Genomic DNA, 15,119 nt, shown 5'->3' with positions numbered 1-15,119 from the left:
TAAAGGAGGAAATATTATGTGAATTGCATTTTTGTTATCTTTGTTTTTCTTTGCTACTGCGAAGTAATCTGTCTCTGAATGATGTCACTCCGTGTTTCATTTTTTCTACAATACCTTTTTTGAGAGAAATTGCGACTTCGCGCTTTGTGAGCGCTGCAATTTCTGCGGTAGTTTTTGTAATATTTTCCTCCATATTCGGTGTAGCTTTGATAAAAAGCCTACCTTGTATTTTTTTGTATTTCGAATTGCTGAATTTTGCTAACGACATTGCGATGTTTTTTGAGACTTCATCTCCTACTGCTTCGAAGACTTTCGGATTTATATCATTATGAATTTGCATTGTGAAACGTAACAAGTATGAAGAGATATATTTAATGATAATATATATTACCCTAATATATCAATAATAATTAAATTTATTTTTAATGTTGAATGACGAATCTTATTCTAAAGAAATAAAAACATTGCAATATTATGAATCTTATATTTATCGAATTTTAGTATAGCTTCGTAACAAGTATGTTTAATCTATGTTGGATTTTTGTTCATACTGAGTTATGAATATTAACATCTCTTCTATTAATGTGATATATTAGGTAATTCTTGTGGATTTTTCGGTTAGATGAAGAGAAAAAAATAAGACAAGCGATACTGCTTCACACGAATATATACATATTCTATGCTTTTAATTTATATCTGCATAACATTTCTCTTGTTATGAATAGATGATTGTAGTATCCTCCTCCAAAGCGAAACTTTTAGTATTATGGTAGCATTACGTGCAATTTACATGCGTATGTTGATATATCTGCCTATTGTGTTGTTAGTGCATTAGCTACAATCTAAAAGTAAGTAATAACAAATACTAATATCTAAAATGGAACTAAATAATTCTATACTGTTGTTGCAGCAAGTATCTAGTGATGTAGGTTATAGCCCTGAGAAGGCTTCGAAGTGCATAAAGACAGTAGTAAGTGCCATGATTGAGACTCTTGTAGAAGAGAAGAAGTTGACCATAAAGTATCTTGGTACCATTTCCGTAGATGAAAAGGATGTGCATGAGATTCTCAAATTTACTCCTACGAACTTCATACTCAGCAAGATGATGGAGAATAAGATGTCACTTGATCATTTCTTTTTCAAATCAAAGAACGAATTAGGCTAATTGATATATAAGAGAGGAGAAAATGAAGATATTTTGCAGTGCTGTATAAAATCTCTTCACGATCTCCTGATAAAATTTGCTTACTCTTCCAGTTTCATACCTACTACGCTATAGCCTGAATCAACGAATAAAGTCTGTCCCGTGACGTTTTTACTCATATCACTGACTAGATATACAGCGCTATCTCCTACATCTGCGCCGCTTACATTCTCTCTCATAATGGAGTTCTTTTCAACCCAATGAAGCATTTTGCTAAATCCGCCTATGCCGGAAGCTGCAAGAGTCTTGATAGGGCCTGCAGAGATAGCGTTAACGCGTATTTTTTCTGTACCAAGATCTAGAGCAGCATATCTTACACAGGCTTCTAATGCTGCTTTTGCCACTCCCATTACATTGTAATTAGGTATAACTTTTTGCGCGCCGTAGTATGTCATCGTTATTATACTGCCTCCGTCGTGCATTAATTCTGATGCAGCTTTTGCAAGATAGATAAATGAGAAGCACGAAGCACTCATAGTGAGCGAAAAGTCAGAATGTGAAGTGTCTAAAAAGCGCCCTGACAGACATTCTTTAGGAGCAAATGCGACGCTATGTATCACAAAATCCAATTTTCCAAATTTTTCCTTAACATGCTGAATCATTAAATCAACAGATGCGGTATCGGTAGCATCGCACTCATACAGCGTTCCCTGTACTTTCTGTGCTAGTGGCATTGCGCGAGATGCAAGTTGTGTTTGGCACGAAAGTGCTAGAGTAGCACCGGCATTGTAACATTGTACAGCCGTTTTATATGCAATTGAGTACTCATTTGAGAGACCAACTATAAGACCTATTTTATTCTTTAGCATGCTAGTGTAAAATGCATTAGTTAATATCGAAGCAAAGCGATTGAAGATATCCAATAGCCGAATACTCGCCGTAATCTATAGTTGTGAGTAAAAATGATCAATAGTATCGTGATACGACGATAAAATTCAGTATCAAAAATGTCCGTATTAAACTGTTTTTTTGATAGCTTGAAACTTACGGATGTGTGTGATTTTCTTGCTACTAATTCAAAGGATACACATATTGTTAAGTCATCCTTGACATTGTAGTGCTATCTCTTCAAAATCCACTAGTGAAAATTCGAACAGAGGGGTAGCAATAGATAGTGTTAAGATTCTTTTTCATCGTAGTGACGTTCATGTCGTCATGTTTTTCGTTTATCAAGTCTGAAGCGTATGATATTTCGATGGCTATAGATGCCGCTTTGCAGAATAATCAGAAAATAGCTGCTGCGAAGGAGAAGGTGAGTGCATCATCCGGTAGGGAAAATATGGCGCTTGCTACTCTATTACCTACAGCGAACTGGGGATATTCTATTTCTACTGTAAAGGACGCGAAGACGTTTACGGGGCAGAAAGTAGAACGTAACATCAGCGAGAATGCTTCATTGCAGATAAGCTGTAACATCTTTAAAAGTGGTGCAGATATGATGGATATCGTTTCTTCAAATGCCGACAAAAATGCTGACACATACATGTTCTACGATACCGTTACTAAAGTTACTGCACAGGTGATATTAAGTTATGAAAAGGTACTTCATGATAAAGATGTAGTTGTGATTAGGCAAAGACAAAAAAGGTACTATGAAGATGCTTTAGATAAAGCAAAAGTGAAGTTTTCTCTTGGAGTGATTGCCTCTTCCGATTTAGCAGAGGCAGAATATCAGATGGCGAATGCAGTCAGTCAGTTAACAGCAGCAGAAGAATCGCTAAAAGAAGAAAAAGGAAAATTCCGCTATCTGACTGGTACTGAATTTCCAGATGAGCACATAAAACTCTCTCATGTTGATTTTCACAATGTTTCTATGCCTGCTTCTTTGGATGCTGTGATTGATGTTACAATGCAACATAATGATGCTATTATGCAAAGTTCTTTTTCTTACAAAAGAGAGAAAGCGCATTCTGTAGCAGCACTTTCAAGGCTTGGTGCTTCCGTCGATGTATCTTATAACATTGCACCGGATACTTCACAAAGTGTATATGATTCTGAGACAAGTGCTTACTTATTCGGAGGTAAAACACTCTCTCTTAATGTTAGGGTGCCTATATTCGTACCAGTGGATTACGCTAGAATATATGCTCAAAATAGTGAGAAAAATCGTACTAAAATTGCCTGGAGAGATGCTAAAGCGGTAGCAATAGAAGAAGCGAAGAAATTATGGGGAAGAATGGAGAGTAATGTGGTCTTGATGAAAGCACGTGAAGCTGCCTTGATGCATCGTGTGAAGCTTGCTAAGGATACAGCAATAGAGTACGAGGTAGGTACGAAGAATTTTACTGATTCTATGAGAGCGCAAGTTGATGCGTATGAAGCAGAAATAGCGTTTTATGATAGCGTTTTTTACTACACGTCATCGATTGTTGAAATGCTTGGTAATATGGGTACTCTCAAGTATCTTTCTCCTAAAATTCTTATAGGTAAAGAGTGGACGCAACCTACAGGATATGGTGATGACGCTTAGATATCGAAAAGCTTAATTTGAGAGTGGCGCGGTATTCTGCTTCAGTTTGTCGTACGCCGCCTCTCTATGCTGTCTTTTGATTTTTCTTTGCAAAATCATGAATCCGTATAGTAGTGCTTCCGGAGTTGGAGGGCAACCAGGGATATACACATCTACTGGTATAATTCGATCGCATCCTCTCACTACAGAGTATGAGTAGTGATAATATCCTCCACCGTTTGCACAGCTACCCATTGATATCACCCATCTCGGTTCTGGCATCTGATCATAGACCATACGTAGCGCTGCAGCCATCTTATTTGTCAGAGTGCCAGCAACTATGATGACATCAGATTGTCTAGGCGTTGCGCGAAAGAGCATTCCGAATCTATCCATATCATATCTACTTCCTGCTGCATGCATCATCTCTACAGCACAGCATGCTAAACCAAATGTCATTGGCCACAGAGAGCCTACTCTCGCCCATGCAAGCAATTCCATGAATTTAGCTTTGACAAAGCCAGTCTTTGAATATTGCGCTGAAATTTCCTTGATTAAACACTCTTCATCTGTGACAGCAATATGCTTTATACCGTGATAATTACATAGTATGTCATCGTTCTTTTTGTTATTCATCTATTCATCGATTATGTTTAAGAGTGATAAGTGATACAAGTGACTTGTTTATGAAGCAAATTTGAGATTGTGAATTAATGCATCTCGATGACTATAAAGGTATCATAAAATAATTCGGTGCAATTTATCAATACACTCAAGTTGATGAATTCTCTCTTGAATACGCTTATTACTATCATTTTCGATACTGAAGAGAGTACCGATCATATTCGTTACAGCTTGACTTTTACTTATGAGTTATCTAGCATCCGACGTAGTTTATCGGTATATGATAGTGTGGAAATGCCAAAAAGAATACTAAAAGGTGTTGTTGTGAGTGATAAGCAACAGAGTACCGTTGTCGTTGAGGTGGAGAGAAAGTTTCAGCATCCAAAGTATAGAAAGATAGTTTCAGTTACAAAGAAATATCATGCGCACGATCCTAACTCTGCTTTTAAGTGTGGAGATGCAGTTTCTATCATTGAGTCGAGGCCAATATCTAAGTTAAAAAGATGGATGGTGTTATACGATAAAATCGCTAATTGATCGGATTATAAAATTTTTACTGTTTCTTTATTATGATTATACCTGGTACGGTACTATTAGTTGCCGATAATTCTGGTGCTAAATTTGCTAAGTGTATAAAAGTGCTTGGTGGCTCGAAGAGAAGATTCGGTTCTATTGGTGATAGAATAGTGGTATCCGTAGTGGATGCGATACCGAATCCAAAGTTAGTAAAAGCTGGTGGAGTGTATAAAGCTGTAGTTGTAAGAACGAAAAAAGAGGTTAGAAGAAAGGACGGTAGTTATATCAAATTCGACGTGAATGCTGCTGTTATAATAAATGAAGCAGGCGAACCTCTTGCAACTAGGGTTTTTGGCGTGATGCCACGCGAATTAAGAGGGTTAGGATTTACAAAGATTATCTCTCTAGCACAAGAAGTGTTGTAATGATTGTTTAATTGTTGAATTAATTTATTTTTGACTATGGCTGCTAGAGTTGTAAAGGGTGATGAAGTGATAGTAATCTCCGGAAAGTATAAGGGAAAAATTGGCAAGGTATTAGCTGTACTTGCAAGTGAATGCGAAGTGGTAGTTGCAGGTGTGAATATCAGAAGCAAAAAACAGAAAGCTAATGCAGGTGGATATCAAAATATAGAATTTCCACTTCCTTTATCTAAGGTAATGCATATCGATCCAAGTGATAGAAAGCCATGCCGTATAGGCTTTAAAGTGTCAGATGGTAAGAAAATAAGGTATAGTAAGAGAAGTGGCGTAGATATTCAGTCTCCTGAGTACATTAAAAGCACAAGTATAGAAAAGGCTTAGGTGGTGTGATGCGCTTAATGCGCTGTTATTTGCCGAAAGATGTTTATAAACGTTCTTTAATGATTTCGCTTTGATAGTGTAAGAAGTGCAGAAAGCATATTTGCATTGCTTCTGTCGTTCTTGCATATATCTATTTGCGGTGCAGTAGTAACTTATCGTAGAAAAGAGACATTGAAATCGTTGACATTTTCATCGCATGTGTACAGACTCGAGTTATACGAGAATTAACCAATTTCTGCGATGTGTCTCTCTGCTTCTAGGCGCATAGTAGCCTACCTTCTTTTTGCTGTATTCTCTCTGATGCTTGCGAATACATCGCATGCTGTTTTGGAACTGAAAATCTCCCAAAATAAAGTACGTTTCGTAGATTGTGCGATTTTTCCGTTTCACGGTGATGCGTCTCCGGTATCGCAGAAAATTTCTACAGCAATTGCGAAAGATTTATCTTTTTCAGGAATTTTTAGTATTTCAGATCCTAGAGGATTCTTAGAAAATGTAGGATTCACGAATGTGCCAAACTTTCATTTATGGCAAAAGAGTGGTACGTCACTTATAATACTCGGACGGGTAGAGCGTAACAAAGCAGCTGACTCAATATTGGTATCTTATAAGTTATTTGATGTAAAACTTAAGAAGCAAGTTGATACCTTTTCTAAAGTAGTACCAATAAGTAGTTGGAGAGAAGTTTCGCATGCGATATCGAATCGAATTTATCGATACATCACTGGTCAGAATGGTTACTTCGCTACAAAAGTGGCGTTTGTGAAAGAACTGAAAAAAGCTAAAAAGCAAGTTACGAAGCTGGTGATAGCGGATTATAACGGCGATAATGCTGTATACGTAACAAACGGTAAAAATATAGTACATAATCCACAATTTAGTCCATGTGGTACGAAGCTGTATTATATAGAGTACTGGAATCATAGAACAGTCGTTATGAGACTAGATCTTGAGAATGGTAGTGTGAAACCAATTCTTTCACTAAAAGGCACTATTTTTTCGATAAATTTTTCTCCGGATATGAGAAAGATGATCTTTTCCATAGCGTATATGGGGACTACTGGTTTATATGAGTACTCTTTGAGTAGTGGTAAGACGGTACCTTTACTATCCGTGAAAAACGCTATTATTACGAATGCGCAATATTCATATGATGGTACGAGAATGGTATTTACCTCTGATCATAGTGGTATCAATAGAATCTACTCTCTTAACTCAGCTACGAGAAAGATCAATCAGATTAGTACTGGTAGTGGACAGTACTTTACTCCATCGTATTCTCCAGATGGAAATTATATAGCATTCAGTAAGCGCTTAAATGGTATGTTCTATCTTGGTATCATGAATGCTGATGGCAGTGAAGAAAAGCTTTTAAATAGTGCATTGCTAGTTGATAATGTTGCATGGGCACCGAATGGTTCTGGTATGATGTTTAGCGCACGTAAGGGAAATGGAGGTATCAGCAGCATATATTTTATCGATATAAATGGAAATAAAGAATCTGTAGTAGCGACTCATGCTAGTTCTTTATCATGGAATAGAATGAGGTAGTAACTTATAAAAAATGGATATGCAAAAATGTACCGTTATTCATCTATATGCATCATGATTAGATATGTACTACTCAAAGTATTTGTATGTTATGCATTTATCGCTTGTGCGGCAGAAAATACGGTATTAATTCTGAAATCTGCGGATCATCCAGCACTAGATATTGTAGCTTCTGCTATTCAAGATACTGTAAAAGATTTCGCATCAGTAAGCATAAAATCTGCACAAGGCAATATTGCACTTGCGCATCAGATTGCTTCGCAGTACTTTTCGTCAAATCCGAAAGCAGTAGTAGGCGTCGGTACAATGGCAGCGCAGATGCTATTAAACGCAAGAAAGAAGCGTGATACTCTTATTGTTTTTTCATCCGTCACTGAGCCATATAAAGCAGGTTTGCTAAAAAGCAAGAATGTAGCAGGTGTGAGTAATTTCTTGCGATCAGAAAAGTACCTTGCGATAATAACTGAAATGCAGCCTCTTATAAAAAGTTTGGGAATATTATACAATCCAAGTGAAATAAACTCGCAATATATAGTAGATGATCTGTCAAAAGCGTGTTCACGATCTAACATAAAATTGGTGAAGCGTGCTTTGTTGAAGGTTACTGATGTAAATTCTTGTTTATCTTCTATGATGAAAGAAGTCGATGCAGTGATAATTAGTAACGATAATACCGCGCTAAGTGCTATTTCAAATATAGCTGAATTTTGCAAGAAAAATAATGTACCGTTGTATTGTACAGACGTAGATACGGTGTATGCAGGAGTTTTAGGTGCTATAGGGCCTAATCAATATAAGATTGGCGTTATGACAGGAGAGTTACTGAAAAAATCTTTTAATAATGAGGAAGTAAGCGGCGTAGTTCTATATCCGGAGAAGATTGAAATTGCCATTAATGAACTCACGAGTAATGAAATAGGTTTTTCCGTACCGTCTGACGTGTTGCAAAAAGCTTCTATAATCGTTAATAAGAGATGATATGGAAGAGATTTTAATTGCTGTAGAAGTAGGACTGATATATAGCATAGTAGCTATAGGGATTTACCTTACATTTCGAATAATAGACTTTCCTGATTTGACATGTGATGGAAGTTTTATGAGTGGCGCTGCGGTATCAGGCGCTTTAATTGCAAATGGAGTTTCGGTAGTGCTAGCGACAGTTTCTGCTTTTGCTGTTGGAGTAGTAGTAGGGATTATTACCGGAATCTTACATATATATTGTAAGGTACAGAATTTACTTGCTGGAATACTAGTCGCTTTTATGTTGTATTCTGTAAATATGCGTATTATGGGGGGAGTTTCCAATATATCATTAGTAGGATATGATACGCTATTTTCTAATATTTCTCCAATCTTGGTATTATTATGCATTTTGGTATTTGTATTATGTACTTTTTCTTATGTATTAAATACCGATTTTGGATTATCTGCACGCGCAATAGGGTACAATAAAGCTGTATGTAAAACGGTGAATATATGCGTTAGTGGCGTTACATTGGCGATATTAGGGCTTAGCAATGGCGCAATAGCGTTAAGCGGAAGTTTAATGGCACAGTACCAGCAATTATGCGATACATCGCAAGGAATTGGTACATTAGTAGTAGGATTCGCAGGTATTTTCCTTGGAGAAAAGGTATTTAAAAGGAAGTCGGTAATTTTTTCGATACTTTCATGCATAGTTGGCTCTGTGATATACAGGCTGATTATTGCTTTTGCTTTGCATGTGGAGTTGCTGCATTTGGAAGTATACGATGTAAATCTGATTACCGGCGTTGTGGTGACAATAGTAATTTATCTCACAAAAGTACGTATATCGCATGATAAAGATAAGTAATGTCTGCTTAAAAGCGCACACTGATGATTACTCCATATTTCACAATCTCACAATCGATATTATGGAAAATGAATTCATTATGATTGTAGGTCGTAATGGTGTAGGGAAATCGAGTTTTTTGCGCCTTATAAATGGCGAAATAAAAAATTTTACCGGATGCGCAACAGTAGATGGACATAGTGTCAAATCAATGCATTCTTCTCAGCGAAAAAAGCTTTTTTCGTATGTAACGCAATATCCTGATAGTAATACCGTTAGCGATATGACAGTATTCGAGAATCTTAATCTTGCTTATATGCAAGGGAAAAGAAGAGGGATGAGATTATACAATACAAAGGAGAGGAGAAGCTTTTTTATGGAAAAGCTGAAAGAATTGGATATAGGTCTTGAGAGAAAGTTAAATCAATTTGTAGCTACTTTATCCGGAGGGCAGCGACAGCTTCTTAGTGTGGTAATGTCGTTACTTTCCGAATCTAAGATATTACTGATGGATGAAATAACGTCTGCACTTGATCCGAAAACATCCGATAACGTAATGAAACTCACAAGGAAAATTCTAAGAGGAAAGACAGTTTTAATGATAACGCATGACATGCATCATGCTATAGAATATGGAGATAGGCTGATTATTTTAAACGATGGTAGCGTAATGCATCAGTTCAAAGAAAAAGAGAAATCTTCATTGAAACCATTAGAATTAATCAAGCTTTTAGGAGAAGGATAATGCATCTGTTTTCAGAACTTATTTTCTTATGTTGATGCTTAAAAGCATAAGACAAATATATAATCAAGATGAATCTGAATGGATTTTTTTCCGAATTGTGGTATTATCAATAGTGTCGGATGGCGAAGCAGCTAACTGAAAAATGGAATTTACTGTGTGCATAGCATGTCAACATCTTCTAATAAAGTGGAATATATCATTATCTCAGATGCATCTGAAAACAATCTTAAAAAAGTCAGCGTAAAAGTACCGAAGGAGAAGTTCGTTGTTTTTTCCGGTGTTAGCGGCTCTGGCAAGAGTTCGTTAGCAATGGATGTGTTAAATGCAGAAGGAAAGAGGCTTTATCTAGGTCTTAGTACATATGCAAGGCAGTTTGAAGAGCAAGCAAAGCCTAAGCTTGGAAGTATATGCGGGATGGGCGCTCCTATTGCGATAGATCAAAAAGGATTCTCTAGAAATCCTCGTTCTACAGTAGCTACGATTACGGATATATACGATTTTTTGCGTGTGTTGTTTGCCTCTATAGGAGATCCGCATTCGCCCGCTACAGGACAAATAATAAAAAGACAAGCAGCAACTGAGGTAGTGGAAAAAGTGCTATCTTTACCTCCTGATTCGAATATTACATTTCATGCACTGATAGCGAAAAATCAAAAAGGAGATTTTAGAAAGGAATTAGCGCTTCTAAAGAAGAATGGCTATAGAAAATTTACTATAGATGGTACTCAGTATGACGTAGATCATTTACCTATACTTGAGTCAAATGTAGTGCATACTATCAAAGCTGTTATAGGTAATCTTTTTCTTTCCGAAGTATCATTAGCGGGAAAAAATAAAACAGCATATCATGGTTTAAAAGAGCAGATTTTTTCCTTTGTTAATACAGCTACGAGACTTAGTAGAGGAATATTAGAGTTACATATTGCTTCACCTGCGCAACAACCATATGAGATGATACTATCTCAAGGATTTTCTTGTCCAGTTTCCGGATTTACAATTGAAGAGCCTACTCCAAAGATGTTCTCGTTTAATGTGCCTCAAGGTACATGTCCAGAGTGCGATGGATTAGGTAAAGAATCCTTTTTCTCGAGAGAGTTAGTAGTGCCTCAGCCTCGTCTTAGTTTGATGGAAGGTGCAATACATCCATGGTCAGCAGAAAGTAAGATTGTACCAGAAAGTTTCCGTAAAAAGTGCGTACAAGTCTTTCGTGCATTATCTGAAAAATACTCATTCGATCTTGCAACGCCGTTTTGTGATTTACCACAGAAAGTACAGGATATTATTTTCGATGGTTCAAGAGGAGAACTTCTGAGAATTCAGTATAGTGATGGTACGAGATACACAATGATTGAAGAAGAGTTCGAAGGAGTCATTCCATTTCTTGAGAAAAGAGCAGATGCGCAGACAAATACGCATTTAGCAGATGAATTAACAAAGTATAGAGATGTGAGAAATTGCAAATGTTGTAAGGGATACAGATTAAATAATAAGGCACTTCACGTGAAAATTGCGGGGATACATATTGGCGAGTTGTGTCAGATGAGTATTACGGAAGCAATACAATGGTTCAAAGTATTAGATGGAAAGTTAGATGAAAAGAAAAAGCAGATTGCTGAGCAATTGATTGAAGAGGTTATAAAACGTCTGCTGCTGTTAGAAGAAATTGGTGTTGGATATTTAAGCTTAGATAGGCAAGCGCAAACTCTTTCTGGAGGTGAAGGGCAACGTGTGAAAATTACGCGACAAGTAGGTTCAAGTTTGAGTGGAATAGTATATGTTTTGGATGAGCCATGTGCCGGTGCACATGAACATGATAAACATAGGATCATAGATATTATATGTTCGCTGATAAAAATGGGTAATTCGCTTTTAGTAGTAGAACATGATTTGAATATTATCAGAAGAGCTGATTATGTAATTGATGTAGGGCCAGGCGCGGGAAAAGCAGGTGGCTATGTAGTGGCTACTGGTACTCCGAATGAGATTGCAGAATGTAAGGAAAGTATTACTGGTCTATATCTTTCAGGTGAGAGAAATATTGGCTGTCCAAGTATCAGAAGAACTCTCAATACTGATATGTTATCTATCTATGGCGCAACAGCATACAACATCAAAGATGTCGATATCGATATTCCGTGTGGAGTGCTTACGGCTATTACTGGAGTTTCAGGAAGTGGTAAGTCCACTTTCGTAGAACTCTTTTATAGAGCAATAAGTAATAAAATCAACGGAGTACTTACTAACTCAAGTTTATATAAGAAAATCACAGGAGTAGAAAATGTAGATAAAATAATAAGAATAGATCAGTCGCCAATAGGTAGAACGCCACGTTCAAATCCTGCGACATATATTAACGTGTTTACACAAATTAGAGAATTATACGCGAATCTTCCCGATTCTATCGGTAATGGTTATACCGCAGCGAGATTTTCATTTAATATCAAAGGCGGAAGATGCGAGGTATGCGAAGGTGATGGCGTGATTAAGGTAGAAATGTATTTTTTGCCTGATGTGTATATACAATGTGATGCGTGTGGAGGAAAACGCTACAATCAAGATACATTGCAGATAAAGTGGAATGGATACTCTATAGCAGATATATTAGAACTTTCTGTTGATGAAGCGATGGAAGCTTTCGCAAATGTGCCCGCAATAAGAGAAAAGATATCTTTACTACAAGAAGTTGGATTAGGATATATGCAGATGGGGCAATCAGCAACAACACTTTCCGGTGGTGAAGCGCAACGCGTTAAGCTGTCTAGAGAACTATCTAAAAGAGCACATATCACCACTCTCAGCTTAGAGAAAGGAGGAGAAGAATTCTCTAGAAGTCATACAGTATATTTGTTGGATGAGCCAAGCAAAGGATTACATCCAGAAGACGTTACAAAGTTGATTGCCACGATTAACAGATTAGTTGATAGAGGCGATACTGTAGTTGTAGTGGAACATAATATGAGTATTGTGGCACAGGCTGATTACGTGATAGATTTTGGCCCTGGAGGAGGCCCTAAAGGTGGTAAAGTGCTATGTGTAGGACGTCCGGAAGATATATGCAAGCATCCAGAGAGTGTTACTGGACTGTATTTAAGAGAGTATCTTAGTAGACTATCTCGCACGATAGAAGCGTGACTTTTTGCGAAAATGAGATTTGCAAATTAAAGCAGATCCATTTATCGCAGAACGTCGTGTATTTTAAGTACATTTGTAAGCGCTTGAAAAAGTCTAATATCTCAATCTTCTGTGTTTTGATTCTCTCTTGAGAAAATCTCCTAATAACTTTATTAGTGTTTCGATCGACTCTTTTAATTCTTTTTCTGTGTAAAGGGTATTAAGTGTATTTTCAGGATGATGTATTGAATTTCTTATGTAAGTATGTATCGTTACTTTTTCTGCTATTACTTCACCTTTCTTTGAATTGTACTTTTTCCATTCTTTCTCTGCGGGTGATGGTATATGCTCTCCTTCTTTAAGATTCTCTTTAAGTTCGGCAACTTTCTTGTCAAATTCCTCTGCAATAAATCTCTTATTCTTCTGCTCGTCATAAAATTGTTTCTCCAACTTACTATAAAGTGTGCCGTAAAGCTCATTGTGAAAATCTGTAGTAAATACGTCAAATGCGCGGAAAATTATTTCTTCTCGTGATGGAAAGGGAAGCAGAAGCTTTACTGCATCAGCAGTGACTGTTATCTCCTGTGACTCTCTTTTGAAGATGCGGAAGTATGGTTTTATAGGAGCATTTTGCCTTTCGCTTTTGTTTTCACCTTCAGTTTGTGGCGTGTCGTTATGGTGTTTTTCTGGCTCTTCTTTCTTACAGAATATCGGATGTATTAGCTCTGTAGAGTGAGTTGCGATGATTATCTGCTTCGTCTTTGATTCTTCGAGGAGTAATTCCATTAATTTTCTCTGTGCTGATGGATGTAAATGTAGTTCTGGTTCGTCAATTAAGTAAATAAGACCTGGCGTTTGTTCTGTCTCTTCTGTTTGTGCTGTTTCTTTCGTACTCTTTGCTGTGTTGTTTTGCGACATTTCTGCAATCTCTCGCAATATAAGCAACGCAATCATCATTTGAATACCAGATCCTAAGCTTGATATATCTATTTGTGATAGTGACTTCTCAGCGCGTGATGTGATAGATGCATTCGAAAACGGCTGTAAGAGATTGAACGGTGAGATATTTATATTTTTGACTTCTTCATTATTTGGAAAATACTTCTGCAATTCATCGAATGCGCGGCGTAACTGAATGTGGCTCTTTTCAGTACTACCTTCAGAAAGTAGCGTTTTTAGCTCATCTGCATACTCGCAGTAACGTTCTGATAGCGAAATATTCATAAATTTTAATGCATACTGCAGTAGCTTAAGCTTTTTTTCCGCCTCATCTCCTGTGAGAGTGGCGACGCATTTCTGTAGCGAATCATCATCGGCAGGATCTTCTTTTATCGCCAGCTTTCTCTGCCTTCCATCATTTTTTATGAGAGTGGCGACGCATTTTTGTAGCGAATCATCGCCAGCAGATGCTATCATCATCAGTAAGTTTATACAGTACGCTTGATATTGCCTTCCTCTCTCATCTTTTTTATCTTCTTCACCTTTTTTACCTTTTTCATCTTTTTCATCTTTAAAGGCATTCTCTTTGCGTTTTTCCAATATTTCGAAGAATTCTTTTAGAGGCCTTTCATGCCCAGAAAAAGTTTCTTTTAATTCTTCTACTAGAGCTTTAAGTGTCTCTTCATTGTCGGCAGTACTGTCATGTCGTTCGTCAGCATTAGTGCCATTTTGCTTAATATTTCTTAAGAAGCGCCAATTTAGTTCATCTGTTATTTTCTGAAATGCCGTTCTATATCCTGTACTTGATATTTCTTTCGCTCTATCATGCTTAAAGAAGAAAATTTCCACTTTTTTTTGTAGTTCAGATTGCGAAGTTTCATCCGTTCGGTTGAACTGTTCTTCCTTTGTCATATGTTTTTTTTCATCTGACATTAGCTGTACTATAAATGGTGCCGTAAATGCTTTTCTAGAGCCCTTGTCTCTTGCGCTAATTCCAATTGAGTATTCCTTCGCTTCGTTCGTAGAAGCTCTAAGCACAATTGATTTGCTGTAATCAGAAAAGTCGTTGACATCTAATTTATTCTGCAAGGAGAAGTAATTTAATGTTAAGTATTCGATAGCCTCTAGTATTGCAGTTTTTCCTATGCCGTTATTTCCAATAAGTACCGTAAGTCCGGAGCCTTTTTCTTTATTATTAGGCACGTTAAACTCGATTGAAATCTCTTTCGCGAAGCATTTATAATTTGTTATTTTAAGTTCTTTGAGGAAAGTACTCATTTTTCGCTATTTATGAGAAGGAAAATGCTGCACTTTCTCAGTATAGAAATGTTTCCATTTGTGTCCATATTAAATAAAATTTTCTT

14 protein-coding genes are annotated in these 15,119 nt (G+C 36.9%); 10 read left to right on the top strand and 4 right to left on the bottom strand.

Going from position 1 to position 15,119, the window contains the following annotated elements; translation table 11 throughout:
* Window positions 1–34: 34 nt before the first annotated feature.
* Window positions 35–340 (bottom strand): hypothetical protein, encoded by a 306-nt coding sequence (locus tag Fsol_RS03525; RefSeq protein ID WP_108673503.1) that lies wholly within the window; start codon window positions 338–340, stop codon window positions 35–37.
* Window positions 341–877: 537 nt separating this feature from the next.
* Here Fsol_RS03525 and Fsol_RS03520 point away from each other — a divergent pair.
* On the top strand, window positions 878–1,165 hold the full coding sequence (locus tag Fsol_RS03520) for an HU family DNA-binding protein (RefSeq protein WP_108673502.1): 288 nt from the start codon (window positions 878–880) through the stop codon (window positions 1,163–1,165).
* Between the two features lie 80 nt (window positions 1,166–1,245).
* Here the strand turns inward: Fsol_RS03520 and Fsol_RS03515 are convergent, their stop codons facing one another.
* Window positions 1,246–2,013, bottom strand: a complete 768-nt coding sequence (locus tag Fsol_RS03515; RefSeq protein ID WP_108673501.1) for an enoyl-ACP reductase FabI — start codon at window positions 2,011–2,013, stop codon at window positions 1,246–1,248.
* Between the two features lie 338 nt (window positions 2,014–2,351).
* On the opposite strand from Fsol_RS03515, the gene Fsol_RS03510 reads away from it, so the two are divergent.
* Complete coding sequence (locus Fsol_RS03510; protein ID WP_108673500.1) at window positions 2,352–3,674, top strand: TolC family protein; 1,323 nt, start codon at window positions 2,352–2,354, stop codon at window positions 3,672–3,674.
* Between the two features lie 12 nt (window positions 3,675–3,686).
* Here the strand turns inward: Fsol_RS03510 and Fsol_RS03505 are convergent, their stop codons facing one another.
* Window positions 3,687–4,244 carry a NuoB/complex I 20 kDa subunit family protein gene (locus tag Fsol_RS03505; RefSeq protein ID WP_410519424.1) on the bottom strand — a complete coding sequence of 186 codons (558 nt, stop codon included), beginning with the start codon at window positions 4,242–4,244 and terminating at the stop codon, window positions 3,687–3,689.
* A 327-nt stretch (window positions 4,245–4,571) separates the two neighbouring features.
* Here Fsol_RS03505 and rpsQ point away from each other — a divergent pair, with 327 nt between their 5' ends.
* The 8 genes from rpsQ to uvrA all read left to right on the top strand — a co-directional run bounded on the left by rpsQ (window position 4,572) and on the right by uvrA (window position 12,837).
* Window positions 4,572–4,814: a 30S ribosomal protein S17 gene (gene rpsQ / locus Fsol_RS03500; protein WP_108673572.1), complete on the top strand. Its 243-nt coding sequence runs from the start codon at window positions 4,572–4,574 to the stop codon at window positions 4,812–4,814.
* Between the two features lie 32 nt (window positions 4,815–4,846).
* The gene (rplN, locus tag Fsol_RS03495) at window positions 4,847–5,218 is read left to right on the top strand and encodes a 50S ribosomal protein L14 (protein WP_108673498.1); all 372 of its coding nucleotides are present in this window, start codon (window positions 4,847–4,849) and stop codon (window positions 5,216–5,218) included.
* A gap of 36 nt (window positions 5,219–5,254) precedes the next feature.
* Complete coding sequence (gene rplX / locus Fsol_RS03490) at window positions 5,255–5,596, top strand: 50S ribosomal protein L24 (protein ID WP_108673497.1); 342 nt, start codon at window positions 5,255–5,257, stop codon at window positions 5,594–5,596.
* Window positions 5,597–5,896: 300 nt separating this feature from the next.
* Window positions 5,897–7,147, top strand: coding sequence for a PD40 domain-containing protein (locus Fsol_RS03485; protein ID WP_158521649.1), 1,251 nt, complete (start codon window positions 5,897–5,899; stop codon window positions 7,145–7,147).
* 54 nt (window positions 7,148–7,201) lie between these two features.
* Complete coding sequence (locus Fsol_RS03480; protein ID WP_158521648.1) at window positions 7,202–8,125, top strand: ABC transporter substrate-binding protein; 924 nt, start codon at window positions 7,202–7,204, stop codon at window positions 8,123–8,125.
* A 1-nt stretch (window position 8,126) separates the two neighbouring features.
* Entirely contained in the window at window positions 8,127–8,981 is an 855-nt protein-coding gene (locus tag Fsol_RS03475; protein ID WP_108673494.1) for an ABC transporter permease, read from the top strand.
* Window positions 8,965–9,705 carry an ATP-binding cassette domain-containing protein gene (locus Fsol_RS03470; RefSeq protein ID WP_108673493.1) on the top strand — a complete coding sequence of 247 codons (741 nt, stop codon included), beginning with the start codon at window positions 8,965–8,967 and terminating at the stop codon, window positions 9,703–9,705. The genes Fsol_RS03475 and Fsol_RS03470 overlap by 17 nt, the downstream gene beginning before the upstream one ends.
* A 165-nt stretch (window positions 9,706–9,870) precedes the next feature.
* Window positions 9,871–12,837, top strand: a complete 2,967-nt coding sequence (gene uvrA / locus Fsol_RS03465; protein ID WP_108673492.1) for an excinuclease ABC subunit UvrA — start codon at window positions 9,871–9,873, stop codon at window positions 12,835–12,837.
* A gap of 93 nt (window positions 12,838–12,930) precedes the next feature.
* On the opposite strand, the gene Fsol_RS03460 is transcribed toward uvrA, so the two are convergent.
* Window positions 12,931–15,033 carry an AAA family ATPase gene (locus Fsol_RS03460; RefSeq protein WP_108673491.1) on the bottom strand — a complete coding sequence of 701 codons (2,103 nt, stop codon included), beginning with the start codon at window positions 15,031–15,033 and terminating at the stop codon, window positions 12,931–12,933.
* Between the last annotated feature and the right edge of the window lie 86 nt (window positions 15,034–15,119).

Source organism: Candidatus Fokinia solitaria (assembly GCF_003072485.1).
Taxonomy (GTDB): domain Bacteria; phylum Pseudomonadota; class Alphaproteobacteria; order Rickettsiales; family Midichloriaceae; genus Fokinia; species Fokinia solitaria.
Note: the sequence above shows the minus strand (reverse complement) of the source record. Positions and strands in the feature narration are given on the sequence as shown.